The organism is Streptomyces sp. bgisy159, assembly GCF_965341775.1.
In the GTDB taxonomy this organism is placed as follows: domain Bacteria; phylum Actinomycetota; class Actinomycetes; order Streptomycetales; family Streptomycetaceae; genus Streptomyces.
Genome location: NZ_CBDQZH010000027.1, coordinates 53,927 through 78,888, shown reverse-complemented (window position 1 = coordinate 78,888; position 24,962 = coordinate 53,927). Strand labels below are relative to the sequence as shown.

The following is a 24,962-nucleotide window of genomic DNA, read 5'->3' as shown; positions in this document are numbered from 1 at the left end:
CGACACGTCACCCACGACCGGCCCGGACGCTCGGGACACGGCCCTCCCGGTCGGATCCGCCGCACCGTCCGTGCCTACCGGGACGTCTGTTCCTGTTGCGCTGCCCGGCTCCGGCGCGGTGTCAGGCTCCGCCGGCCCGTCGGGCTCCGCCGGCCCGTCCGGCTCCGCCGCACGGGCCGCGAACAGGCGCTGGATAGCGCTGGCCATCGTGATGACCGCGGCCTTCATGGACCTCGTCGACGTCACGATCGTCAACATCGCCATCCCGTCGATCCGCCAGAACTCGGGCGCCAGCTGGAGCCAGATCCAGTGGATCACCGCCGGCTACGCGCTCGCCTTCGCCGCCGGCCTGATCACCGGTGGGCGGCTCGGTGACATCCACGGCCGCAAGCGGTTGTTCCTCCTCGGCATCGGCGGCTTCACCCTCGCCTCCGCGCTGTGCGGCTTCGCCGCCAACCCCGAGATGCTGGTCGCCTCCCGCTTCCTGCAGGGCGCGATGGCCTCGCTGATGGTGCCCCAGGTGCTGTCGATCGTGCACGCCACGTTCCCGGCTCACGAACGCGGCAAGGTCTTCGGTCTGTTCGGCGCGATCGTCGGCCTGGGCGCGGTCTCCGGGCCGCTGCTGGGCGCCCTGCTCACCGAGTGGAACCTCTTCGGACTGGAATGGCGGCCGATCTTCCTGATCAACCTGCCGGTCGGCATCGCCGGACTGTTCCTCGGCCGCCGCTACATCACCGAGTCCAAGGCGCCCCGGGCCCTCAAGCTCGACCTCGTCGGCGTCGCCCTGGTCACGCTCGGCCTGCTGATGCTCCTCTACCCGCTCACCCGCGGCCATGAGCTGGGCTGGCCGCTGTGGGGGTACGTCATGATGGCCGGCGCCCTCGGCGTCCTCGCCGCGCTGATCACCTACGAGCGCCGCAAGGCCGCCCGGGACGGTTCCCCCCTGATCGAGCTGTCCCTCTTCAAGGTCAAGAGCTTCGCCGCCGGTATCGCCGTACAGACGGTGTTCGGTATCGCCCTCGGCATCTTCTTCCTGGTCTGGACGCTGTACATGCAGACCGGGCTGGGCTGGAGCCCCCTGCGGGCCGGCCTGACCGGCGTACCGTTCTCGCTCGCCGTCTCTACGGCGGCCGGCCTGTCCGTCCAGAAGCTCGTTCCGCGCTTCGGCCGCGGGGTGCTGCAGGCGGGGGCCCTGATCATGGTCGTCGGCGTGCTGCTCTACCTGTGGGAGTCCGACCGTTACGGCCTGTCCATCGCCTCCTGGCAGATGGCCCTCCCGCTGGTCGTGATGGGCGCCGGCATGGGGCTGATCGTCGCCCCGCTCACCGACGCGGTGCTCTCCGAAGTGCCGCGGGAACACGCCGGCTCCGCGTCCGGCCTCATCAGCACCGTGCAGCAGATGGGCAATGCGCTCGGCCTCGGCCTGGTGTCCGTTGTCTTCTTCGGGCAGATCGCGGACCGGCTCACTCCGGCCCAGGTGGGCCCCGCCTTCGTGCACGCCTTTGAGCACGCGCTGGTGTGGGTGGCCGTCGTGATGGGCGCCATCTTCCTGATCATGTTCGCCCTGCCGAAGCGGCCCGCGCAGCACCTGGAGGGCGGTGGCGACGGTACGGACGGCCTGGAACGCATGGGCGGCCTGGAACACACGGACGGTGCGGAGCGCATGGATGGCGTACGCACCTCGGGCTCCACCGCCCACCCCGCCGCCCACCCCGCCGCCCGTCCCGACTCCCCGGGGGCGGCCCCCTCCGGGGGACGGGAGACGGAGCTCGTGCCGTGAGTCGGTACCTGAGCTGACACCTGAGGTGACGCTTCCGCCGAAGGGCCCGACACCGGAATGCCGGTGCCGGGCCCTTCGGCTGTCCCGCCGGCCCGCCGACCGCCCCGACGCCACTGCGCCTCCGCCTCTGCTCCACCGCGCCTCTGCCCCGGGTCGGCTTCGGGTCGACCGGGGGGCGTCCGCGCGTCGACCGCGGGCGTTCGTGCGTCGACCGTGAGCCGGACGTGAGCCGGACGCGGGTCGACCGTGGGCTGGACGTGGGTCGACCGCGAGCCGGAAGGGAGCCGAATGCAGGGCGCCCCGGGTGGGTCTCGGTCCGATCTGAGATGGGTCTCGCCCCCGTGCCCGGCCCGGCCCGCATTCCCTCGACCTGTCCGAACGGCACCCAGCGGCAGGCCGGAAGTCCGATCGCGCCCACATGAAGCCCGAACCTGTTTACTTTCCGGAAAACCGGGCGTAGCCTCCGAGCGAAACCACAAGTTCGGGCATCAAGTGGAGGCGAACGGACATGTACGCACCGGAGCGGCAGCAGGAGATCCTGCGGCTCGCCCGCGACGGCGGTCGCGTGGACGTCGTGTCGCTGGCCGAGGAGTTCCAGGTCACCGCGGAGACCATCCGCCGCGACCTGAAGGCCCTCGACCGCGCCGGTCTGGTGCGCAGGGTCCACGGTGGAGCCATACCGGCCGGACGCCTTGACTTCGAGCCGGACCTCGCCGAACGCGAGGGCACCTCCACCGATGAGAAGGACCGCATCGCCAAGGCCGCCCTCGGTGAACTTCCCGCCGACGGCACCATGATCCTCGACGCCGGCACCACGGTCGCCCGCCTGGCCGCCGCCCTCCCGCTGGACGCCGAGCTCACCGTCGTCACGCACTCCCTGCCCATCGCCGCCCGACTCGCGGACCACCCGGGCCTGCAGCTCCACCTCATCGGGGGGCGCGTGCGGCACCGCACGCGCGCCGCCGTGGACGCCTGGGCGCTGCGCGCATACGGCGAGATCCGCGCCGACGTGCTGTTCCTCGCCGCCAACGGCTTCTCCGCCGAGCACGGCCTGACCACCCCCGACCTCGCCGAGGCCGCGGTCAAACGCGCGGCCGTCGCCGCCGCCCGGCGCGTCATCCTCCTCGCCGACTCCACCAAGCACGGCCAGGAGCACTTCGCCCGCTTCGGCGACCTGAGCGACGTGGACCTGCTGATCACCGACAGCGGGCTGAGCAACGACGACGCGGCCGCCATCGAGCGCGGCGGCACGGAAGTAGTACGCGCATGATCCTCACCGTCACACCCAACCCGTCCCTCGACCGCACCTACGAGGTCCCCGCCCTGGAACGCGGCGAGGTCATCCGTGCCACAGGCGAGCGCATGGACCCCGGCGGCAAGGGCGTGAACGTCTCTCGTGCCGTCGCGGCCGCCGGGCGGCGCACGGTCGCGGTCCTTCCCCTGGGGGGTGCGCCGGGGGCGCTCGTTGCGGATCTGCTCGACGCTCAGGGCATCGAGGTCGCGCCGGTCCCGGTCGCCGGCGCCACCCGCTCGAACATCGCGCTCGCGGAGTCCGACGGAGTGCTCACGAAAATCAACGCGCCCGGGCCGGAGCTGTCGGCGCAGGAGCAGGAACTCCTTCTGGAGACGGTGCGCGCGCAGTCGCACGACGCCGACTGGATCGCCTGCTGCGGGAGCCTGCCTCGCGGTCTCGCGCCTTCTTGGTACGCCGATGTGGTCACGCGGGCGCACGCCGGGGGCGCGCGGATCGCGCTCGACACCTCGGGGCGCGCGCTGCAGGAGGCGCTGCGTGCGCGGCCCGATGTGGTGAAGCCGAACGCCGAGGAGCTCGCCGAGGCCGTCGGGCGCCCGCTCATGACGGTGGGCGACGCGGTGAAGGCGGCCGAGGAGTTGCGCGGCATGGGCGCGCGCGCCGTGCTGGCCAGCCTGGGCGCCGACGGGCAGTTGCTCGTGGAGGACACGGGCATCTGGTTCGCCACCGCGCGCGTCGACACCGTACGCAGCAACGTGGGAGCCGGTGACTCCTCCCTCGCCGGCTTCCTCATCGCCGGCGGCAGCGGACCGCGGGCGCTCGCCTCGGCCGTCGCGCACGGCGCCGCCGCCGTCCAACTGCCCGGCAGCGTGATGCCCACGCCGGCCGACCTCGATCCAGCAGCGGTCACGGTCACCGACCAGGTGCCCTTGGACCGCGAACTCGGGGAGCCGGTGTCATGACCACTCGCCCCACCCCTCCGCGACCGGCACCTCCCCGACCGGCCCGGCAGCGGCGAGACCTTGCGTTACTCGCCGCGTCCGACGGGCGGTGCGGCTCCCCCGGCCGTTCCGCCGCCCCGCGGAGGCGGGGTTTCCCCGGCCGCGCCTCCGCCCACTTCACCCCCACCCCCACCCCCGTCCCCACCCCCGCCCACCCCACGATCCGGGCGATACGCGTGCGAAGGAGCCCGCGATGAGTGACATGATCACCGCGGACCTGGTCGACCTCGACCTGTCCGCCGACACCAAGGAAGCGGCGGCGCGGTCGCTCGCCGAACGCATGGTTGCCCAGGGCCGGGTGACCGACCTGGAGGGCTTCCTCGCCGACGTGGCCGCCCGCGAAGCCCAGATGCCCACCGGACTCGACGGCGGCATCGGCATCCCGCACTGCCGCAGTGCCCACGTCACCGAGCCCACCCTCGCGTTCGGCCGCAGCGCCTCCGGCATCGACTTCGGCGCTGCCGACGGGCCCGCCGACCTCGTCTTCCTCATCGCCGCGCCCGTCGGCGCCGACGACGCCCACCTCACCATCCTCTCCTCTCTCGCCCGGCAGCTGATGAACGCCGACTTCACCTCCGCGCTCCGGTCGGCGGCGGACGCGGGAGAGGCGGCGGCGCTGATCCGGGGTGAGGAGGCGCAGGCTGAGGAGACGCCGCGCGAGGTGTCGGGTGCGTCCGCTGAGTCCGCTGAGCTCTCTGTGCCTGGCGGGACTGGCGGGACTGGCGGGACTGACGGGACTGGGACCGGTGCGGCAAGCGTCTCGCGACGGGGTGCGGCTGAGAGCGGCTTCGACGACTCCGCCGTGACGCCGGCGGCGGCCTCCGCCGGCGTCACGGCGGTCAGCGGGGCGGACGCGCCGGACGCGCCCGCGGATGAGCGCCCCTTCCGTATCGTCGCCGTCACCTCCTGCCCCACCGGCATCGCCCACACCTACATGGCCGCCGAGTCCCTGGAGAACGCCGGGCGTGAGGCGGGCGTGGAACTCGTCGTGGAGACGCAGGGCTCGGCCGGCTTCACCCGGCTCGACCCGGCCGTCATCAAGGCGGCCGACGGCGTGATCTTCGCCCATGACGTCCCGGTGCGCGACAAGGACCGTTTCGCCGGCAAGCCCACCGTCGATGTCGGTGTGAAGGCGGGCATCAGCCGTCCCGCCGATCTCATCGCCGAGGTCCGCGAGAGGGCGGCTCGCGGCGAGGTCACCGCGGGGGCGCCCGCGGCAGCGGGCACGCCGGTGGAACGCGCCGGCGACTCCGGCGACGGCTACGGCACCAAGCTCCGCAAGTGGCTGATGTCCGGCGTGAGCTACATGGTTCCGTTCGTCGCCGCCGGCGGTCTGCTCATCGCCCTCGGATTCGCGATCGGCGGCTGGGAGATCGACAAGGCGCCCTCGGTGATGGACCACTTCACGTGGACCCAGATCGACAGCTGGGCCGCGCTGCTGTTCCAGATCGGCGGCGTCTCCTTCAGATTCCTGGTCCCCGTCCTGGCCGGCTACATCGCCTACGGTATGGCCGACCGGCCCGGCCTGGTCCCCGGCTTCGTCGGCGGCTCGATCGCCCTCACCATCAACGCCGGCTTCCTCGGCGGCCTTGCGGCCGGTCTGATCGCCGGTGGTGTGGTGATGGCGATCCAGAAGGTGCACATCCCGGCGCCCCTGCGCGGCATCATGCCGGTGGTCGTGATCCCGTTGATCTCCTCGGCGATCGTCGGATTCCTGATGTTCGTCGTCATCGGCAAGCCCATCGCCGAGGCCCAGCAGGGCATGACCGACTGGCTGAACGGCCTCACCGGCACCAACGCCGTCCTCCTCGGTGCCCTGCTCGGCCTGATGATGTGCTTCGACCTCGGCGGCCCCGTCAACAAGGTCGCGTACACCTTCGCCACCGCCGGCATCGCCGTCGCCGACCCCAGCGACTCCGCGATGAAGATCATGGCCGCCGTCATGGCCGCCGGCATGGTCCCGCCGCTGGCGATGGCCCTGGCCACCACGGTCCGCAGCAAGCTCTTCACCGAGACCGAGCGCGAGAACGGGAAGGCCGCCTGGGTGCTCGGCGCCTCCTTCATCTCCGAGGGCGCCATCCCGTTCGCCGCCGCCGACCCGCTGCGCGTGATCCCCTCCTCGATGGTGGGCGGCGCGATCACCGGCGCGTTGGCCATGGCGTTCGACACCACCCTGCGCGCCCCGCACGGCGGCGTCTTCGTGGTCCCGCTGATCGGCAACCCGATGCTCTACCTGGTCGCCATCGCAGCGGGCGTGGGCGTCACGACGGCCCTGGTCGTCCTCCTCAAGGGCCTGCGCAAGCCGGCGACCGGCACCGCGTCGGCCGACCCGACGGCCTCCACCGAGGCCGGTTCGACGCAGACCGAGCAGCAGCCGGTGGCGGCGTAGCAGAGCGCCGACCCCGAGCGCGGCACCGACGGCCGGCCGCACGCCCCGCACCAGGGAGCGTGCGGCCGGCCGCTACTGTCCGAGATGTGTCTGATCGATGAGGTGTGCGAGATACATCACGGTCCGAAGTGATCCATGCCCACAGTTCCGACTCGTGGTGTCTACTGGGCCCATGCCTGAGCGTGTCTCGCACCTTCGACTGGCGGGCGTGACGGCCCTCGCCGCGGTCGCCGCCGTCTGGCTGACCGGCCTGGTCCGCGCCCAGCGCCCCCGTCCTGTCCGCCCCGGCTCATGGCGTTCAGGGGGCGCTAGTCTCTCGGACCGCACCGTCTCGGTGTCCCTGCCCTCCGTCCCAAGACAACTCGGGCACGGCCCCCACCGCGAGTCCGTCGAACTCACCCCGGCGGAACGGGCCGCCTTCGTCGGCCTAGTGCGCCGGTTGCACAACTGACGCGCTCGGAAGCCGCGCGCACCCCCGGCGTGCACATCACACCAAGCGCTGGGCTTCGCATGCCACGCGGTGGGCTTTCGTAAGCGAGGGGGCGTGCGGTGTAGGGCGTGCGCCCGGCGCTCAGGTCGCACGCCCCCGCGCGACTCACGACACCTGAGCCGCCCGCCGCTCCATCGCCTCGCGGGCCGCCGCCTCCGACGGATAGACCTCGCACATGTGGCGCCCGTCGGGCGTCGCCGTGTGCTCGACCTCCCACAAGGAGATCTCCTGGCCGTCGTGCAGGAGGAAGGCGTGTTCGTAGAGCGCGAAACACAACCCGATGCGCCCCGCGCGGCAAGGCCGTCCGAACGCCTGGGTGATCTGGTGAGCGGAGGCGTTCCTCAGCAGCGCCGCCGTCTCCGCCCCGGGGCGGTCAGGGTTCTCGGCCCGGCGCAGCAGCCGTCGCGCGTGGTCCGCCGAGTCGTCCGGCACGTACACGTGGCGGGGAGCGGGCACCGGCGACAGCGTCACCACCACCGGCAGGTCGAACTCGGGGGTGTCGGGCGGGAACGGCAACCGGGAGGTGGCGGTGCGCACCTCCTCCTCGTCGACGTACACCTCGTGCTGGGGCTCCCCGTCCGGGGCGGTGTTGTGGACGAGCTCCCACAGGGTGAGCGCCGAGCCGTCCGCGAGCAACCACGTGTGCCGGTACGTCTCCCGGTGCAGCCCCGCGCTGTGGTGCGCGGAGTGCAGTGAACTGGCGTGCGCCAGCGCGTGATCGAGGCGCCGTATCGTGTCGTCGGGCAGTTCGAAGGAGTTCAGGGCGCGGCCGAGGAGTCGCGCGAGGTGCTCCTCAGGAGACTCCGGCGACTCGGCTGGTTCGTACGCTGCTGTCTCGTACGGAACGCTCAAGGTCTCTCCCGGCGTTGCTGCATGTCACCTTGTGGGTGCATACCGTAGCCCCTCGGTCGGACATCATGTCCGGGAACCGAGAAAACGTACGCCGGAAAAACGAGGCGGCCGCGCGAGAGGTTCCGCGCGGCCCGACGTTCCGTCAGGAACCGTATCGTCAGACGGCACTCCCCGCGGTCCACTCGTTCCACGACATGTTCCAGCCGTTGAGCCCGTTGTCCGGCGCCACCGTCTTGTCCGGAGAGTTCTTGACGATCACCACATCGCCGATGAGCGAGTTGTCGTAGAACCACTTGGCGGGGGTGTCGCCGCGTGCACCCTGCGTGTCCCGGAGACCGACGCAGCCGTGGCTGCTGCCGAAGCTGCCGAAAGGCGGGTTGGCCGGGTTGTACCAGTAGTTGCCGTGCAGGAAGGTGCCCGATGTCGTCAGCCGCATGGCGTGCGGCACGTCGGGGATGTTGTACGCGTTGGCCATGCCCACGGTCCGGCTGTCCATGCGCGTCTCGATCAGCTTCTCGGAGATCACCATCTGCCCGTTGTAGGTGGTGTGCTCCGCGTCCCCGGACGAGATCGGCACCGACCGGAGCGTCTGGCCGTCCCGCACCACCGTCATGGTCTGGGTGTTGACGTCCACCGTGGAGACCTGCGAGCGCCCGACGGTGAAGCTGACCGTCTTCTTCTGCACCCCGAAGACTCCGTTCGCGCCCTCCACGCCGTCCAGGTCGATCTTCATCGTCACCTTGGAGCCGGCCTTCCAGTACTCCTCGGGCCGGAAGTCGAGCCGCTGCGAGCCGAACCAGTGCCCGACCACCTTCTGCCCGCTGCTGGACGTCACCGTGATGTGCGACTGCACGGCCTTCCTGTCGCTGATCGCCTTGTCGAAGGTGAAGGACACCGGCATCCCGACCCCGACGGTGGTGCCCCCGTCCGGCCGGTACGTCCCAATGAAGCTGTTCGCCGTGGTCACGGTCGTGAAGACCGACTTGGCGGTCACACTCTTCCCGTCGGCCCCCTTCGCGGTCGCCGATATCTCGTACTTCGTGCCCCGCTCCAACTGCTCCTTCGGCTTCCAGCTCACGCCGTCCGCGGACATCGCGCCCGGCACGTCGTGGCCCGTCCCGGCCGCCTTCATCCGCACACCGACCAGCCGCCCGTTCGCCACCTTCACCCCGGTCGTGTTGATCGAGGCGCCTGTCGCCCCGTTCTCGGCCGAAAAGGCGATCCTCGCGGCAGCTGCCTTCACGGCGCTGTCCCCGCTCTTGCTGTCGTTGTCGGCCTGGGCGTCACCGCCGCATCCGGTCAGCGCCAAGGCGCCGACCACCAGGACGGCACAGGCCCCCAGTACGCGCCGCGCTGCTATGTCCGACGTTGTCACGGGCTGCTCCAGCTTCATGTCATGTGCGAGGTCCGCTCCCCTACGTGAAGTCAGAGGGCCTCGACCGCCGCCCAGGTTCCTCCCGGTCCATTCGGGTGCCACCACGTGACAGAACCGCGACAAATCCCAGTCACAGAGCGGAACTTGTGTTCCGGCACCTCCCACTCGTCCTCACACAACGGACCGGCGCCACGGCATCACGACGGGCCCGGCACCCTCGCGCGCCGGCGTCGGCCTCACCCGCCCCGTGACGCGCGAACCGGCGTGAGCCCCACGGTCAACGCTTGCCGTACAACTCCCCGTAGGACGGCCACATCCCACCCGGTCCTGCCACCGACTCCGCCGCACGCACCCCCCGCACGATCGCGCGGGTGACCACGTCCGCTCCCGCCGCCAGGATGTCGTTGAGCGCCAGCGGGTGCTCACTGCCGAGCGGGTGTGTGCCCGTCGCCAGCGCGAAGACGGTGTCCCCGTCGTGGAGCAGGTGCACCGGCCGCACGGCGCGCGCGATCCCGTCGTGCGCCGTGCCCGCGAGCTTCTGCGCCTGCGCCTTCGACAGTTCCGCGTCGGTGGCCACGACCGCGAGCGTGGTGTTCAGCGGCGGTGCCCCGTTCTGCGCGGCGCAGAGCGCGAGGCGCCGGCGCGCGGCCTCGTGAACGCGCCCCTCCGGATAGACGGCCCGCCCCTGCCACAACTCCCCGTACAACGCGCCCGTCTCAGGGTCGAGGACGGCGCCCGCCGCGTTGGCCACAACCAGCGCGGCCACCGTGACCCCGGAGTCGAGCACCGTGCTGGCGGTGCCGATCCCGCCCTTGAGCGCCCCGGCGACGGCGCCCGTCCCCGCACCCACGCACCCCTCGGGCACGCGCGCGCCCGGCTCGCTCGCCGCAGCCGCCTCCACTGCGGTCCGGCCCATGTCCGCGCCGGGACGCGCCCGGAAGTCTCCGCCACGCCCCAGGTCGAAGACGCAGGCGGCCGGCACCACGGGCACGACGTGCGCGGGGTCCGGGCCCACCCGCACGCCCCGTCCTCGTTCCTCCAGCCAGGCCATCACCCCGGAAGCCGCGTCGAGCCCGTAGGCGCTGCCGCCGGTCAGCACGACCGCCTCGGCCTTCTGCACCAGGTTGCGCGGGTCCAGCGCGTCGGTTTCCTTCGTGCCGGGTCCGCCACCTCGCACATCCACCGCGGCGACCGCGCCACCTTCCGGTGCGAGAACCACGGTCGTGCCGGTGAGCCAACCGTCGCCGGTGCGGGTCGCGTGCCCCACCCGCACGCCGGTGACATCTGTCAGAGCGTCCACTGTCATGGGCCCAGTCTCGCTCGCTCGGCGCGCGCCCAGCAGGAGTGCGCCGGGCGTTCACACCACCGGGCTGGAGGTGCGCGAGGTGTCCGCCCGCAGTGCCTCCGCGCGCGTCGCCATGCGCGCCGTGAGCACCGTCCCGGTCACCACGGCCAGGGCCGACACCACGCCGGCCGCGAGCACCGCCCAGTCGCCGAGGAACGTGCAGCAGATCACCAGCAGCGCGGTGACCGGCAGGACCGCCTGCTGAGCGAGACCGACTTTGAAGTGGCGCGAATGCAGTGCCCAGACAGTGAGCAGGAACAGGGCGGTCGGCAACGTCACCGCGGCCGACGCGGAGAGCGTGGAGATGTGCGCCTGGCCGACCGCCTGCTCGACGGCCACCTCGAGACCGGCCCCGATGGCGGCCGCCGAGGCGAAGATCAGGTAATGGCCGTAGCCCCACAGGAACGACTCCTTGTTGGAGCGCAGATGTCCGTGGATGGGCACCACGAAGTAGATCCACCAGGCGGCGAACACGATGAGCAGCCCGCCCAGCGCGATGGGCAGCAGTGCGCCCAGTGCGTCGTGTTCGTCCACCGCCGACTTGACGGCGACCGTGGCCGCGGCGATGGTCTCGCCGAGGACGATGATCGTGAACAGCCCGTAGCGCTCGGCGATGTGGTGGGGATGCCAGGACGTCTGGGCGTCCTTCTCCGCGTACACGGGCACCGCCAGCTCCGCCGCCGCCATCACCAGGAACACCCAGGGGCGCGCCGGTTCCGGCAGGACCACCAGTCCGAACCAGCCGACCTGGCAGATCAGGACGCCGAAGGCGTACCGCAGCGCCATGGTTCTCTCAGCGCCCTCTGCCGAGCTCGCCGCGCGCAGCCACTGTGTGATCAGCGCGACCCGCATGATCGCGTAGCCGATCAGGACGAGCGTGAAGTCGTGCTCGTCGAAGGCTCGCGAGACCCCCGCCGCCAGCACCAGCACACCGGCGATCTGCACCAGGGTGACGACCCGGTAGAGCACGTCGTCGTTGTCGTACGCCGAGGCGAACCAGGAGAAGTTCATCCAGGCCCACCAGATGGCGAAGAACACCATCGCGTAGTTCAGGATGCCCTCGCCCGCGTGTCCCTCTGCGACGGCGTGCACGAGCGCCACACCCGCCTGGGCGATGGCCACGACGAAGCACAGGTCGAAGAAGAGTTCCAGCGGCGTGGCCGTCCGGTGTGCCTCGTCGCGGCCGCGCGCGGTGAGCCGTCGCAGCGGCCGCGCGCGGGCCGGCGTGGAGGAGAGCGGATGCGGGACGGGCGAACCGGTCGTCATGCGTTCCAGCACACCAGATAACCGCCCAAAAATCTTGTGAACGCTTTCACAAGGCGAGAAGGTCCAAAGTCCCGCCGGAACGACCAGGTCAGCCCGCCGGTAGTCGGAACGGACCGGTCGCCACTGGGACCTTCGGGCAGCAATCGGGGACCAACGCGGTGCCCTGCCGCGTCCCCGCCGCAGTGGAATGGACCTGTACTGGTCAAGCGATGCGGAAGGTGCGGGCCATGGCTGCCACTCCTGCGGAAACCACGACCGTCACTCCTGGGGAGCAGACGGCGGACGAGACGTCGGTACCAGGGGAGGCCTGGGCCGGCTTCCGCGGCGGCCTGTGGCGCGACGCAATCGACGTCCGCGACTTCGTCCAGCGCAACTACACTCCCTACGAGGGTGACGGTGCCTTCCTCGCAGGCCCCACCGAGCGCACCACCGCGGTCTGGAACAGGCTTCTGTCGATGTTCCCCGTCGAGAACGAGCGCGGCGTCTACGACGTCGACACCAGGACCCCGTCGCGCATCGACGCCTTCGCCCCCGGCTACATCGACCGGGACCTCGACCTGATCGTCGGCCTGCAGACCGACGCCCCCCTCAAGCGGGCCATCATGCCCAACGGCGGCTGGCGCATGGTCGAGGGCGCCCTCAGGGCCTACGGCTACGAGCCCGACCCCGCGGTCAAGGAGATCTACACCAAGCTCCGCAAGACCCACAACGACGGAGTCTTCGACGCCTACACCCCCGAGATCCGCGCCTGCCGTTCCTCCGGCATCATCACCGGCCTGCCCGACGCGTACGGCCGCGGCCGCATCATCGGCGACTACCGCCGCGTCGCCCTCTACGGCGTGGACCGGCTCGTCGCCGCCAAGCGAGCGGACAAACTCGCACTCGAAGTCCTGTGGCCGAGTGTCGAGGTGATCCAGGAACGCGAGGAAACCGCTGAGCAGATCCGGGCACTCCTCGAACTCAAGGCCATGGCCCTCTCCTACGGGCACGACATCTCCGGCCCTGCCCGCACCGGCCGCGAGGCCGTCCAGTGGCTCTACTTCGCCTACCTCGCCGCGGTCAAGGAGCAGAACGGCGCCGCCATGTCGATCGGCCGCATCGACGCCTTCCTCGACATCTTCCTCCAGCGGGACATCGAGCGCGGCCTGCTCACCGAGGCCGCGGCCCAGGAACTCATCGACGACTTCGTCATCAAGCTGCGCATCGTGCGCTTCCTGCGCACCCCCGAGTACAACGAGCTCTACTCCGGCGACCCCACCTGGGTCACCTGGTCCATGGGAGGCATCGGCGACGACGGGCGCCCGCTGGTCACCCGCACCACCTTCCGGGCCCTGAACACGCTCTACAACCTCGGACCCGCCCCCGAGCCCAACCTCACCGTCTTCTGGTCGCCGCGCCTGCCCGAGGGGTTCAAGGCCTTCGCCTCGAAGGTCGCCATCGACACCAGCGCCCTGCAGTTCGAGTCCGACGAGCTCATGCGGCCGAAGTACGGGGACGACACCGCCATCGCCTGCTGCGTCTCCGCCATGGCCATGGGCAAGCAGATGCAGTTCTTCGGCGCCCGCGTCAACGTCGCCAAGGCCCTGCTGTACGCCATCAACGGCGGCCGCGACGAGAAGTCCGGCCAGACCGTCGTCGAGGGCTTCGAGCCGATCACCGACGAGTACCTCGACTACGACACCGTCCGCGACCGCTACGACGCCATGCTCGGCTGGCTCGCCAAGACCTACGTCCACGCGCTCAACGTCATCCACTACATGCACGACAAGTACGCCTACGAGCGCCTGGAGATGGCCCTGCACGACCGGGTGGTCCTGCGCACCATGGCGTGCGGCATAGCAGGCCTCTCGGTCGCCGCCGACTCGCTGTCCGCCATCAAGCACGCACGCGTGAAGGTCGTCCGCGACGAGACGGGCCTCGCCGTCGACTACGTCGTCGAGGGCGACTACCCGGCGTACGGCAACAACGACGACCGGGCCGACGACCTCGCCCGCTGGATCGTGCACGACTTCATGGAGAAGGTGCGGAAGCACCCGACGTACCGTGACGCGGTGCACACCCAGTCCGTCCTGACGATCACCTCGAACGTCGTCTACGGCAAGAAGACCGGCAACACCCCCGACGGCCGCCGAGCGGGCACTCCCTTCGCGCCCGGCGCCAACCCCATGAACGGACGCGACCAGCACGGGTACGTCGCCTCGGCGCTGTCCGTCGCCAAGCTGCCGTACGACGATGCCGAGGACGGCATCTCGCTGACCAACACGATCACCCCGGACGCCCTGGGGCGGACCCCCGAGGAACGAGTCGCCAACCTCTCCGGCGTCCTGGACGGCTACATGGCCAGCGACGGCTTCCACATGAACGTCAACGTCCTGGACAAGGCGACTCTCGAGGACGCGATGGAGCACCCCGAGCAGTACCCCCAGCTGACGATCCGGGTCTCCGGCTACGCGGTCAACTTCATCCGCCTCACGCGCGAGCAGCAACTGGACGTCATCAACCGCACCTTCCACGGTGCGCTGTAAGGGAGCTGGGCGATGACCACGCTTCTTCCGTCCGCGTCGGCGACCCCGGCGCGGACGGGACCCCCCGCCGCCGGAGCGGCCACCCCGGCCGCGGCGGTGACCCGCCGCCCGGCCGTGGGGTCGGTCCACTCGTGGGACCTGTCGACCGGCGTCGACGGGCCGGGCACCCGCTTCGTCACCTTCCTGTCCGGCTGCCCGCTGACCTGTCTGTACTGCCACAACCCCGACACCTGGCGGATGCGCGACGGCAAGCGCACCACCGCCGACGAGGTTGTCGGCGAGGCCCGCAAGTACACACGGTTCATCGCCGCGGCCGGCGGCGGCGCCACCGTCAGCGGTGGGGAGCCGCTCCTGCAGCCGGTCTTCACCGGCGAGCTGCTCAACCGCTTCAAGCACGAACTCGGTCTGCACACAGCCCTGGACACCTCGGGCTTCCTCGGTGTCCGCGCCACCGACGCCCTGCTGCGGGACACCGACCTCGTCCTGCTCGACATCAAGTCCTGGGACCGCGACACCTACCGCAGGGTGACCGGCCGGCCCCTGCAGCCCACCCTCGACTTCGCCCACCGGCTGGCCGACCTCGGCAAGGAGGTCCACGTCCGCTTCGTTCTCGTGCCCGGCCTCACCGACGCCCCTGACAACATCGAGGGAGTCGCCGCCTTCGCCGCCTCGCTCGGCAACGTCACACGCGTCGACGTCCTGCCCTTCCACAAGCTCGGCGAAGCCAAGTGGCAGGCCCTCGGCCGGCCCTTCACACTGCATGACACACCCAGCCCCACCATGGAGCAGACCGCTCTGGCGCGCGCCGTCTTCGCCGCTCACGGCCTCTACGCGGTCTGAGACGTCCTCTCGCGCGGGTGCGCCGGGCGCGGCACCCGGGCCGATGCGGCAGGCCCCGCCCGCTTCGGCGCCAGGACCGTACCCTGGAGGCATGAGCACCTCCACCGGCCCCGAACCGCGCGCCCCGAAGCCCGCGCTGGTCTTCGACGATCCGCTGGACCAGCAGTCCACGGACGACCAGGACCGAGGCTGGGGCGAGCGGCCGACCACCGGCGACGCGGCGGCGGACCTGAAACGCTTCCTCGACGAAAAGCCGCCCCACCACCTCTGAGCACGACGGGCCTCGCGGACCAGGGACCGCAGCGCCCCGGCGATTCCCGTTACGACCTGGTGGATTCCGGGCCACGCTGCGATACCAGCGTGTCGCGGATCTCCTTCAGCACCTCCAGCTCGGTCACCTCGATGACCTCGACGGTGCCCTCCCGTGCCTTCTGGCGGGCCTCCTGACGCGCCAGGTACCTCGACATCGGCAGCACCATCAGGAAGTAGACGACCGCCGCGGTGATCACGAAGGTGAGCGTCGCACCCAGGACGGACCCCCAGAGGATCATCACCCCGCTCGTGACGGTGCCGTCCGCCGCCTTCGCGCAGGGCCCCTTGAGACAAGAGCTGTAGCTGTCGAGGTTCTGTGTGCCGATCGCCCCGACCACCGGGTTGATGACGCCCTTCACCACCGAGTTCACGATGTTCGTGAAGGCGGCGCCGATGACCACCGCCACCGCCAGGTCGACGACGTTGCCGCGCATCAGGAAGGTCTTGAAGCCCTGCAGAACGCTGGGGCCCTTCTTCTTGCTCACCTCGGTGACTCTCCTCGTATTCACAGGTTGTGGAACAAACAGCTCCGCAACCTACGTCAGAGTCAGGCCGAGGTGTCCAATTCGGTAGCTCGATGGGGGGACTTGACAGCACATCCCTCACAAGTCGGACCAGTGGACTCAGCACAGTGTCACCGCCAGCCGTGCTGTCGCGCCGGCGCCCGCGAGACGCGCCGCGATGGTCCGCGGCACCGACAGAACGACCAGCGCACCGCCGTCGACGGAGACGCCCGCGTCCTCGGTCGGCTCCGGCACGTTCGTCACCAGCGCGCCCCGTGCGACCACGCGCGCGTCCGCGCCCGAGGCGGTCTGCCCGGCGGCGATCACGTCGACCCGGTCGCCGGGGCGCAACAGGCGCACCGCGCCGGCGTCGGCGATGCGCACCGGCGCGGAGACTGTCTCGGCAGCCCGGTGCCGCCGGTCCCGCTCGCCGCTTACCGGACGGGCGTGCGCTCGCGGGCCGTCGCCCGGGTGGCCGGGTGGCCGGTCGGCCCCGTCTCCGGGGCCCGCGGCGACCAGCGCGGCGGCGGTGACGGCGAGGCCCAGCGCCAGGGCCCGCCTGCGAGACCGGAGGAGCCGTTGTAGCTGATACCTCCCCCCGCGCACCCGAACGGGAGCGAACGGCGGCACCTCACACGTGGGGGGCGCGTCCGCACCCGGCGGATGCGAGGTGCCGGGCACGGGGGAGGCGGGGGAGTCGGACCAAGGCACGAAGGGTGGGGGAGGCATGGACATGAGTCACCACCTGCGGCGAGAGACGGGCTTGCACGGCCCACCATGAGCCCTCGGGCCGCCGCCCGTCGGAGCCTGTGGACTACCGACGGGTTGTGGACAACTCCCTCACTCGAAGGAGATTCCACACCCCGAAGTAGTCCGGAACCACCTCCGGAGTCCGCTCGGGAAGCCCCGCTCCCACTCTTACGGCAGCTCGAAACCCGGGTCCATCCCGCCCAGCGCGCTCACGCAGAGGCAGTCCCGTTCCCCGGTCGCGGGCAGCGCCGCCACCGCGTCGAACAGCACGCCCCGCATCCGGTCCACATTGGCGGCGAAGACCCGCAACACCTCGTCGTGCGAGACGCCCTCACCGGTCTCGGCGCCCGCGTCCAGGTCCGTGACCAGGGTCAGCGACGTGTAACAGAGTTCGAGTTCCCGGGCGAGCGCCGCCTCGGGGTGGCCGGTCATACCCACCACGGACCAGCCCTGCGCCTGGTGCCACAGTGACTCGGCCCGGGTCGAGAATCGTGGGCCTTCCACCACGACCAGCGTTCCGCCGTCCACCGCCTCCCAGTCATGCCCGCGCGCCGCCTTCAGCGCCGCCGCCCGACCGGTGGGGCAGTACGGGTCCGCCAGGGAGACGTGCACCACGTTCGGCACGCTCCCGTCGGGCAGCGGCAACCCGTCGAAGTACGAGTTCGAGCGGGCCTTCGTACGGTCCACCAGTTGGTCGGGGACGAGGAGTGTGCCGGGCCCGTACTCGGGGCGCAGACCGCCGACCGCGCACGGGCCGAGGACCTGGCGCACACCGACCGAACGCAGCGCCCAGAGGTTGGCCCGGTAGTTGATCCGGTGAGGCGGCAGGTGGTGCCCGCGCCCGTGCCGGGGCAGGAAGGCGACCCGCCGCCCGGCGACCTCACCGAGGAAGAGGGAGTCGCTGGGCGCTCCGTACGGAGTGTCCACCTGAACCTCGGTCACGTCGTCGAGGAACGAGTAGAACCCGGAGCCGCCGATTACACCGATCTCTGCGTTCGCCATGACCAGCACACTAGCCTGCGCTCCCAGGCCATGGGCTCATCCGTGCGAACGGACGGCGGCTGCTCCCTCACGACGTGTCGAAGGCCCTGCCGTCCCGGGGGACGGCAGGGCCTTCGACAGCAGACCTCAGGCGGCGGAGGAGCTGGAGGTCGACGTCTTCGACTCCGAGGAGGAGGACGACGAGGAAGAAGAGTCCGAGGTGGACGTCGACGACTTGGACGACGCCGGCGAGCTGCTCGACGAGGAGCCGCGGCTGTCGTTGCGGTAGAAACCGGAGCCCTTGAAGACAATGCCGACCGCGGAGAACACCTTCTTCAGGCGGCCACCGCAGCTGGGGCACTCGGTCAGGGCGTCGTCGGTGAACTTCTGCACCGCCTCAAGGCCCTCGCCGCACTCGGTGCACTGGTACTGGTAGGTCGGCACTGTCTTCCTCCTGGCACTCTCACTCAATGAGTGCTAACGACGGTCCATACTGACGCATTCCTCGGGATCAGTCCACTGTCACGGGCGCGCGGTGACCGACGCCACGTGCGACGGTACGGCCGCGGGGGCGCGCCACGAGGCGCGAGCGCAGCGCCAGCAGGGTCGCCAGGGCGAGCACCGTGCCCCCCATCGGCACGAGGAATCCGGCGCCGCCCCAGAAGCGGTCCTCCAGCTGTCCGGCGACGGTGACGGCTCCGGCCTGCCCCAGCGCCACCGCGCCCGTCAGCCAGGTGAAGGCCTCGGTGCGCGCGCCGGCCAGGACGAGACCCTCGACGAGCGTGTAGCCGGTGATCAGCGCCGGCGCGATGCACATGCCGACGAGAAGCCCCAGGCCGGTCAGGAGCAGCACCGAGTGCGCGGCCCAGAGGCCGGACGCGGCCAGTGCGAGCGCCGCGTACCCGACGACGAGACGGCGCTGCGGGGCGGCCCTCCAGGCGATCGCGCCGCAGGCGATGCCGGAGAGCATGTTGCCCGCGGCGAAGACGCCGTACAGGACACCGTTCAGGCCGGGCTCGCCGATCGACTCGGTGAAAGCCGCCAGCGAGACCTGCATGCCGCCGAAGACGGAGCCGATGCCCAGGAACACGACGATGAGGACGCGCACGCCGGGGACGCGCAGGGCCGAGGCGTGCTCCACGCGCGCGTGCCGGCTCGCGGCGACCGGCGGCTGGGTGCCCTTCTGGGCTGCGAAGAGCAGGCCGCCGAGCAGGGTCAGCGAGGCTTCCGTCACCAGGCCCGCCGCCGGGTTCACGGTGGTGCACAGCGCGGTGGCCAGCAGGGGGCCGACAACGAAGGTCAGCTCGTCCGTGACGGACTCGAAGGCCGCCGCGGTGGACATCAGGGGCGAGTCCTTCAGCGTCACGCCCCAGCGTGCGCGCACCATGGGCCCGACCTGCGGGACGGAGGCGCCGGTGGGGACGGCCGCCACGAAGAGCACCCAAAGAGGCGCGTGAGCCAGCGCGAGCGCCGTCAGGGTGAGGCCGGCCAGCGCGTGCACCAGCACACCGGGGACCAGCACGGCGCGCTGGCCGTAGCGGTCGGCCAGGCGCCCGCTGTACGGCGCGAACAGCGCCATGGAGACGCCGGTGACGGCCGCGGCGGCGCCCGCCGCCCCGTACGAGCCGGTGGTGTGCTGCACGAGCAGCACGATGGAGAGGGTGAGCATCGCGAACGGCTGGCGCGCCGCGAAACCCGGCAGCAGGAACGTCCATGCGCCGCGGGTGCGCAGCAGTTGCCCGTATCCCGGGCGGGAGGATGCCGACGAGCCCTTCGACGGCTCGGTGGTGACCGTGGATGCCACGGCCCGTGCCTTTCTGCCGCCTGGTAGCGCGCCTGTGCGGGGGCGCCGAGAGCTGTCCTCTTGCGCGCACTGCGGTAGATACCGGCGTCCCTTGTGGGGAGCTTTCCGGCCGCCATACGGTCGCGCCAGCTCTGCGTCAGGCAGAGTTGGTTCGATCAAGGTGCGCCTTCATGGTACAGGGATCACTGTTGGTCATGCCTGTGAAAACGAGCACCACGACGACGTCTGCCTGTGATTGTCCAGGGCGTGAACGGTGCGAAACGCGCACTTAACGTGCGGCCTCGCCTCCTGTGCCGAGCCAGCCGGCCAGCTTGCCCCCGCGTGCGACGGCGCGCAGCCGCCGCTCGGTGGCGTCCCGCACCGGGTCGGTGGTGACGACGAGCAGTTCGTCGTTGCGGCGCAGCACCGTACTGGGCAGCGGGACGAACGATGTCCCGTCCCGTACGACCAGGGTGACCGCGGCGCCGGTCGGCAGCCGGAGCTCGTTGACCTCGACGCCGTGCATCTTCGAGTCCTCGGGGATCGCGACGGACAGCAGATGTCCGCGCAGGCGCTCCAGGGGCGCCGACTCGATGCCGAGATCGGTGGCCTCGGAGTCGTCGCCCAGGCGCAGGGTCCGTGCGAGCCAGGGCAGTGTGGGGCCCTGGACGAGCGTGTAGACCACGACCAGGATGAAGACGATGTTGAAGAGGCGGCGGCTGCCCTCGACCCCGTTCACCATGGGGATCGTCGCCAGGATGATCGGTACGGCGCCGCGCAGGCCGGCCCAGGACATCAGTGCCTGCTCCCGCCAGGCCACCCGGAAGGGCACCAGGCACAGCAGCACGCTCAAGGGGCGCGCCACCATCGTCAGTACCAGGCCGATGACGAGGGCCGACCACACGTCCCCGAACAGTTCGTGCGGAGTGACCAGGAGGCCCAGCAGGACGAACATGCCGATCTGGGCGATCCAGCCGAGCCCGTCGGCGAACCCGCGCGTGGCGGGCCAGTGCGGCAGCTTCGCGTTCCCCATGACCATCGAGGCGAGGTAGACGGCGAGGAAGCCGCTGCCGTGTGCCAGCGCGCCCGCCGCGTACGCCGTGATCGCGATGGCCATGACGGCGATGGGATACAGACCGGAGGCGGGCAGTGCGACGTGCCGCAGCCCCCAGGAGCCCGCCCAGCCGATGGCGAGCCCGACGGCCGCGCCGATGACCAGTTCCAGGGCTATCTCGCCCAGCAGCGCGTACCAGTGCTCGACGGGGCCGGCCGCGGAGAAGGCGACGACCAGGATGACCACCGGGGCGTCGTTGAAGCCGGACTCCGCCTCCAGCGTGCCCGTCACGCGCGCGGGAAGGGGAATCTTGCGGAGTACGGAGAAGACCGCGGCCGCGTCCGTCGACGACACCACCGCGCCCACGATGAGCGCCTGCCGCCACTCCAGCCCGACCAGGTGATGCGCCGCCGTCGCCGTGATGCCGACGCTCACCGCGACCCCCGCCAACGCCAGGGTGGAGGCGGCCGGCAGGACGGGTCTGATCTCTTTCCACTTCGTGCCGAGACCGCCCTCGGCCAGGATCACGACGAGCGCCGCGTAGCCGATGACCTGAGTGAGTTCGGCGTTGTCGAAGTGGATGTCACCGATGCCGTCCTGGCCCATGAGCACGCCGATGCCCAGGTACACGAGCAGGCTGGGGAGTCCGCTGCGCGAGGAGATCCGGACCGCTGCCACGGCGACGAGCAGGACGAGCGAGCAGACGAGGAGGAGCTGGTTGAGGTGGTGAACAGTCAGCGGCGGTTCCCTTCCCTGGCGCACGCGCCTTGCGCGAGGGCGCACACATACACCGGGCGCGACAGCCGTGCGCCCCGGATAACTACTTCGTTACCTTACCTAACTCTTGACGTTTTCTTGACGCTGGTCCGGGCAGGATCGAACGTCCTTGCGTGCTGGTTCCCCACTCCGAGTCAAGTGGCGCCGGGCCCTGCGCCTATGGTTGCTCCAGCGCTCATTCAAAAGGACAGCCCGCTTTGCCGCTCGCGTTAGGACAGCAAGGACAGCGATGCCCCCCAACACCACCGCCACAACGGGTGACAAGCCCGGCAAGTCAGGCAGGAAAAAGGGGCGCAAAGCCCGTCTTTTCGTGCTCGTACTGGTGCTGGCCCTCATCGGCGGTATCGCCTTCGGCGCCTACTGGTCCGTCAGCACCGTCCGCGCCTCCTTCCCGCAGACGACCGGGTCGATCACGCTGCAGGGCCTGTCCGGACCTGTCGACGTGAAGCGGGACGGCCACGGCATCCCGCAGATCTACGCCTCCTCGGACGAGGACCTGTTCATGGCGCAGGGCTACGTCCAGGCGCAGGACCGGTTCTACGAGATGGACGTGCGCCGGCACCTGACGTCCGGGCGCCTGTCGGAGATGTTCGGCAAGAGCCAGATCGACAACGACGAGTTCCTGCGCACCCTGGGCTGGGACCGGATCGCCAAGGAGGAGTACGACAAGGTCCTGTCGGCCTCCACCAAGAAATACCTCCAGGCGTACGCCAAGGGAGTCAACGCCTACCTCGACGGCAAGGACGGCGAGGAGATCTCGCTGGAGTACGCGGCGCTCGGCTTCAGCAACGACTACAAGCCGGCCCAGTGGACCCCCGTCGACTCGGTCTCGTGGCTCAAGGCGATGGCCTGGGACCTGCGCGGCAACATGCAGGACGAGATCGACCGCGCGCTGATGACCAGCCGTCTCGGCCCCCAGCAGATCGCCGACCTGTACCCGAAGTACCCGTACAGCCGTAACCAGGCGATCGTGCAGGAGGGCCAGTACGACGAGCTGACCGAGACCTACGAGCAGGGCAGCGGGGCGGGCGACTCCGAGGGCTCCGCCACGGGGTCCGGGACGAGCGGCACGGCTCTGTCCACGGAGACCGAGGGGTCGGCCCTCCAGAGCCAGCTCGGGGGCCTTTACGACGTCCTGGACGACCTGCCCACCGCCGTCGGCGTGAACGGTAACGGCATCGGCTCCAACTCATGGGTCGTCGGGGGGCAGCACACCATCACCGGGAAGCCGCTACTGGCCAACGACCCTCACCTGTCGCCCGCGCTGCCCTCCGTCTGGTACCAGATGGGCCTGCACTGCCGCAGCCTCACCGGCAAGTGCCAGTTCGACGTCGCCGGCTACACCTTCGCCGGCGTGCCCGGTGTGATCATCGGTCACAACCAGAAGATCTCCTGGGGCATGACCAACTCCGGTGTCGACGTCACCGACCTCTACCTGGAGAAGCTCACCGGCGACGGCTACCTGTACGACGGCAAGGTGCGGCCGTTCACCACCCGCGAGGAGACGATCCGGGTTGCCGGCGGGGCGTCGAAGAAGATCGTCGTCCGGCAGACCGAGGACGGGATGCCCCTGCTCTCCGACCGCAGCGACGAACTCGTGGACGTCGGCAAGCGGGCCGGCGTCGACACGGCCGCCCCCGACCGCGGCGACGGCTACGGTGTCGCCCTGCGCTGGACCGCCCTCCAGCCGGGCACCACCATGGACGCCGTCTTCGTGATGGACAAGGCGACCGACTGGGAGGACTTCCGCGGGGCGGCCAAGCTGTTCGACGTCCCCTCGCAGAACCTGGTCTACGCGGACACCGACAACCACATCGGCTACACCCTGCCGGGCAAGATCCCCACGCGCGCGAAGGGCCACGACGGCTCGATCCCGGCCCCGGGCTGGGACCGCAAGTACAAGTGGACCGGCTACATCAAGTTCGACGAGCTGCCCTACGAGTACGACCCGGAGCGCGGCTACATCGTGACCGCCAACCAGGCCGTCGTCGACAAGGACAAGTACCCCTACACCCTCACCACGGACTGGGGGTACGGCGCCCGCAGCCAGCGGATCACCGACCTCATCAAGCAGAAGATCAAGGGCGGCGGCAAGGTCTCGACCGACGACATGCGCCAGATGCAGCTGGACAACAGCAGCGAAATGGCCAAGCTGCTCGTGCCCAAGCTGCTGGACATCGACCTCGACGACCCGGACGTGCGCGACGCCCAGAAGCTGCTCCAGGGCTGGGACTACACGCAGGACGCCGACTCCGCGGCCGCCGCCTACTTCAACGCGGTCTGGCGCAACATCCTCAAGCTCGCTTTCGGCCACAAGCTGCCCAAGGAACTGCGCGTCGAGGGCCAGTGCCTGTGGGTCGACCCGGTCAACACCACCGGCCCGGTCGACGACACCCGCAAGGTGCGCGAGTGCGGCGAACGCGACGCGGACCAGGCCCAGCCGGACGGTGGCGACCGCTGGTTCGAGGTCGTCCGCACCCTCATGGAGAAGCCGGACAGCCCGTGGTGGACGACGCCCAAGTCGGGCACCCGTCCCGGCGCGACCAACCGTGACCAGCTGTTCGAGCGAGCCATGATCGACGCCCGGTGGGAGCTGACCGCCAAGCTCGGCAAGGACATCGACACCTGGAGCTGGGGACGCCTGCACCGCCTGTTCCTGAAGAACCAGACGCTCGGCACCAGCGGACCCGGCTTCCTGCAGTACATCCTCAACCGCGGGCCGTGGAAGCTCAGCGGTGGCGAGGCGGCGGTCGACGCCACCGGCTGGAACGCCGCCGGTGGCTACGAGGTCGTCTGGGTCCCCTCGATGCGGATGGTGATCAACCTCGACGACTTCGACAAGTCCAAGTGGATCAACCTCACCGGTGCCTCGGGGCATGCCTTCAGCGCCCACTACACCGACCAGACGGGCAAGTGGGCCAAGGGCGAACTCCTCGACTGGTCCTTCTCCCGGAAGGCCGTCGACGAGGACACCGGCGACAAGCTCGTCCTGAAGCCGTGAGCCGGCCGGACCACTAGCGCGAGGGGGCTTCCACGTGCCCGTGGAAGCCCCCTCGAGCCGTCCGGCTCGCTCGTCCGTCAGCCGCGCCCGAAGCGGCGCACCGCGGAGGGCGTCACCACGGCGTGCACCGGCCGGTCGTGCGCCTCGGCCGGAACACGATCCACGATTTCCGCGTCGTACAGGAGCACCACCAGGGCGGGGTGTGCTCCCGCGTGCTCAAGACGCGAGAGCACACGGTCGTACGAGCCGCCACCACGCCCCAGCCGCATACCGTGCGCGTCGACGGCGAGCCCCGGCAGCAGCACCACGTCGGCTTGCGTCACGGCGCCCGGTCCGAGCCGCGCGCCGGTCGGTTCGAAGAGCGCCATCCCGCCCCCGTGCTGCACCCGCGCGAGTGACCCCTCGCCGGCGTACGCCCCCCAGTCCAGGTCGTTGTCGGGCAGCAGCGCGGGCAGCAGGACGCGTACGCCCCGCGCGCGCAGCGCGTCGAGCAGTGTGAGGGTGCCGGGTTCGCTCCCCACGGAGACGTACGCCGCCACCGTGCGCGCCCGCGCCAGCTCGGGCAGCTCCAGGGCGCGCCGGGCAAGGGACGCGGCGGCTTCCCGTACGTCATCCGACGTCAATGTGTTCCTCACCGTGATGAGCTCTCGGCGCAACATACGCTTGTCAGACTCGGCGGTGCCTTT

19 protein-coding genes are annotated in these 24,962 nt (G+C 70.6%); 8 read left to right on the top strand and 11 right to left on the bottom strand.

Features of this window, described 5'->3' with window-relative positions; all coding sequences use genetic code 11:
• Positions 1 to 211 precede the first annotated feature (211 nt).
• The 4 genes from ACSLTV_RS24100 (at position 212) to ACSLTV_RS24085 (ending at position 6,422) form a co-directional block, all read left to right on the top strand.
• Positions 212 to 1,780 carry an MFS transporter gene (locus tag ACSLTV_RS24100; RefSeq protein WP_432156396.1) on the top strand — a complete coding sequence of 523 codons (1,569 nt, stop codon included), beginning with the start codon at positions 212 to 214 and terminating at the stop codon, positions 1,778 to 1,780.
• 508 nt (positions 1,781 to 2,288) lie between these two features.
• Complete coding sequence (locus tag ACSLTV_RS24095; protein WP_432138486.1) at positions 2,289 to 3,050, top strand: DeoR/GlpR family DNA-binding transcription regulator; 762 nt, start codon at positions 2,289 to 2,291, stop codon at positions 3,048 to 3,050.
• Positions 3,047 to 3,994, top strand: coding sequence for a 1-phosphofructokinase (pfkB, locus tag ACSLTV_RS24090; RefSeq protein WP_432138485.1), 948 nt, complete (start codon positions 3,047 to 3,049; stop codon positions 3,992 to 3,994). Before ACSLTV_RS24095 ends, pfkB begins: the two co-directional genes overlap by 4 nt.
• A 232-nt stretch (positions 3,995 to 4,226) precedes the next feature.
• Positions 4,227 to 6,422: a PTS fructose transporter subunit IIABC gene (locus ACSLTV_RS24085; protein WP_435612856.1), complete on the top strand. Its 2,196-nt coding sequence runs from the start codon at positions 4,227 to 4,229 to the stop codon at positions 6,420 to 6,422.
• A 595-nt stretch (positions 6,423 to 7,017) separates the two neighbouring features.
• Here the strand turns inward: ACSLTV_RS24085 and ACSLTV_RS24080 are convergent.
• The 4 genes from ACSLTV_RS24080 to ACSLTV_RS24065 form a co-directional block, all read right to left on the bottom strand.
• Positions 7,018 to 7,764: a DUF6227 family protein gene (locus tag ACSLTV_RS24080; RefSeq protein WP_432156325.1), complete on the bottom strand. Its 747-nt coding sequence runs from the start codon at positions 7,762 to 7,764 to the stop codon at positions 7,018 to 7,020.
• A gap of 157 nt (positions 7,765 to 7,921) precedes the next feature.
• Complete coding sequence (locus ACSLTV_RS24075; protein WP_432156324.1) at positions 7,922 to 9,139, bottom strand: L,D-transpeptidase; 1,218 nt, start codon at positions 9,137 to 9,139, stop codon at positions 7,922 to 7,924.
• Positions 9,140 to 9,416: 277 nt separating this feature from the next.
• Positions 9,417 to 10,445 (bottom strand): P1 family peptidase, encoded by a 1,029-nt coding sequence (locus ACSLTV_RS24070; protein ID WP_432156323.1) that lies wholly within the window; start codon positions 10,443 to 10,445, stop codon positions 9,417 to 9,419.
• A gap of 51 nt (positions 10,446 to 10,496) precedes the next feature.
• Positions 10,497 to 11,750, bottom strand: a complete 1,254-nt coding sequence (locus ACSLTV_RS24065) for a low temperature requirement protein A (RefSeq protein ID WP_432156322.1) — start codon at positions 11,748 to 11,750, stop codon at positions 10,497 to 10,499.
• Positions 11,751 to 11,977: 227 nt separating this feature from the next.
• On the opposite strand from ACSLTV_RS24065, the gene pflB reads away from it, so the two are divergent.
• From pflB to ACSLTV_RS24050, 3 genes are all read left to right on the top strand, one after another.
• Positions 11,978 to 14,275, top strand: a complete 2,298-nt coding sequence (gene pflB / locus ACSLTV_RS24060) for a formate C-acetyltransferase (RefSeq protein ID WP_432138479.1) — start codon at positions 11,978 to 11,980, stop codon at positions 14,273 to 14,275.
• Positions 14,276 to 14,287: 12 nt separating this feature from the next.
• A complete protein-coding gene (gene pflA / locus ACSLTV_RS24055) occupies positions 14,288 to 15,115 on the top strand; it encodes a pyruvate formate-lyase-activating protein (RefSeq protein ID WP_432138478.1) in 828 nt (275 codons plus the stop codon).
• Positions 15,116 to 15,206: 91 nt separating this feature from the next.
• Positions 15,207 to 15,386, top strand: coding sequence for a hypothetical protein (locus ACSLTV_RS24050; protein ID WP_432138477.1), 180 nt, complete (start codon positions 15,207 to 15,209; stop codon positions 15,384 to 15,386).
• Positions 15,387 to 15,435: 49 nt separating this feature from the next.
• Here the strand turns inward: ACSLTV_RS24050 and mscL are convergent, their stop codons facing one another.
• The 6 genes from mscL to ACSLTV_RS24020 form a co-directional block, all read right to left on the bottom strand.
• A complete protein-coding gene (gene mscL / locus ACSLTV_RS24045) occupies positions 15,436 to 15,912 on the bottom strand; it encodes a large conductance mechanosensitive channel protein MscL (protein ID WP_432138476.1) in 477 nt (158 codons plus the stop codon).
• Between the two features lie 138 nt (positions 15,913 to 16,050).
• Positions 16,051 to 16,665 carry a hypothetical protein gene (locus tag ACSLTV_RS24040; protein ID WP_435612855.1) on the bottom strand — a complete coding sequence of 205 codons (615 nt, stop codon included), beginning with the start codon at positions 16,663 to 16,665 and terminating at the stop codon, positions 16,051 to 16,053.
• A gap of 183 nt (positions 16,666 to 16,848) precedes the next feature.
• The gene (locus ACSLTV_RS24035; protein WP_432138474.1) at positions 16,849 to 17,682 is read right to left on the bottom strand and encodes an S-methyl-5'-thioadenosine phosphorylase; all 834 of its coding nucleotides are present in this window, start codon (positions 17,680 to 17,682) and stop codon (positions 16,849 to 16,851) included.
• A gap of 126 nt (positions 17,683 to 17,808) precedes the next feature.
• Entirely contained in the window at positions 17,809 to 18,105 is a 297-nt protein-coding gene (locus ACSLTV_RS24030; RefSeq protein ID WP_432138473.1) for an FmdB family zinc ribbon protein, read from the bottom strand.
• Positions 18,106 to 18,172: 67 nt separating this feature from the next.
• A complete protein-coding gene (locus tag ACSLTV_RS24025) occupies positions 18,173 to 19,465 on the bottom strand; it encodes an MFS transporter (RefSeq protein ID WP_435612854.1) in 1,293 nt (430 codons plus the stop codon).
• Between the two features lie 268 nt (positions 19,466 to 19,733).
• Positions 19,734 to 21,260, bottom strand: coding sequence for a potassium/proton antiporter (locus ACSLTV_RS24020; RefSeq protein WP_432138471.1), 1,527 nt, complete (start codon positions 21,258 to 21,260; stop codon positions 19,734 to 19,736).
• Positions 21,261 to 21,504: 244 nt separating this feature from the next.
• On the opposite strand from ACSLTV_RS24020, the gene ACSLTV_RS24015 reads away from it, so the two are divergent.
• Entirely contained in the window at positions 21,505 to 24,276 is a 2,772-nt protein-coding gene (locus tag ACSLTV_RS24015; protein WP_435612853.1) for a penicillin acylase family protein, read from the top strand.
• A gap of 77 nt (positions 24,277 to 24,353) precedes the next feature.
• Here the strand turns inward: ACSLTV_RS24015 and ACSLTV_RS24010 are convergent, their stop codons facing one another.
• Positions 24,354 to 24,935 carry a 5-formyltetrahydrofolate cyclo-ligase gene (locus tag ACSLTV_RS24010; RefSeq protein ID WP_432156395.1) on the bottom strand — a complete coding sequence of 194 codons (582 nt, stop codon included), beginning with the start codon at positions 24,933 to 24,935 and terminating at the stop codon, positions 24,354 to 24,356.
• Positions 24,936 to 24,962: the final 27 nt, after the last annotated feature.

What these genes read in the sequence shown, in the direction of transcription:
- ACSLTV_RS24100 (WP_432156396.1), top strand. Translation starts at nt 212, where the DNA reads ATGACCGCGGCCTTCATGGACCTCGTCGACGTCACGATCGTCAACATC.
- ACSLTV_RS24095 (WP_432138486.1), top strand. Translation starts at nt 2,289, where the DNA reads ATGTACGCACCGGAGCGGCAGCAGGAGATCCTGCGGCTCGCCCGCGAC.
- pfkB (WP_432138485.1), top strand. Translation starts at nt 3,047, where the DNA reads ATGATCCTCACCGTCACACCCAACCCGTCCCTCGACCGCACCTACGAG.
- ACSLTV_RS24085 (WP_435612856.1), top strand. Translation starts at nt 4,227, where the DNA reads ATGAGTGACATGATCACCGCGGACCTGGTCGACCTCGACCTGTCCGCC.
- ACSLTV_RS24070 (WP_432156323.1), bottom strand. Translation starts at nt 10,445, where the DNA reads ATGACAGTGGACGCTCTGACAGATGTCACCGGCGTGCGGGTGGGGCAC.
- ACSLTV_RS24065 (WP_432156322.1), bottom strand. Translation starts at nt 11,750, where the DNA reads ATGACGACCGGTTCGCCCGTCCCGCATCCGCTCTCCTCCACGCCGGCC.
- pflB (WP_432138479.1), top strand. Translation starts at nt 11,978, where the DNA reads ATGGCTGCCACTCCTGCGGAAACCACGACCGTCACTCCTGGGGAGCAG.
- pflA (WP_432138478.1), top strand. Translation starts at nt 14,288, where the DNA reads ATGACCACGCTTCTTCCGTCCGCGTCGGCGACCCCGGCGCGGACGGGA.
- ACSLTV_RS24050 (WP_432138477.1), top strand. Translation starts at nt 15,207, where the DNA reads ATGAGCACCTCCACCGGCCCCGAACCGCGCGCCCCGAAGCCCGCGCTG.
- ACSLTV_RS24040 (WP_435612855.1), bottom strand. Translation starts at nt 16,665, where the DNA reads ATGTCCATGCCTCCCCCACCCTTCGTGCCTTGGTCCGACTCCCCCGCC.
- ACSLTV_RS24035 (WP_432138474.1), bottom strand. Translation starts at nt 17,682, where the DNA reads ATGGCGAACGCAGAGATCGGTGTAATCGGCGGCTCCGGGTTCTACTCG.
- ACSLTV_RS24015 (WP_435612853.1), top strand. Translation starts at nt 21,505, where the DNA reads ATGCCCCCCAACACCACCGCCACAACGGGTGACAAGCCCGGCAAGTCA.
- ACSLTV_RS24010 (WP_432156395.1), bottom strand. Translation starts at nt 24,935, where the DNA reads ATGTTGCGCCGAGAGCTCATCACGGTGAGGAACACATTGACGTCGGAT.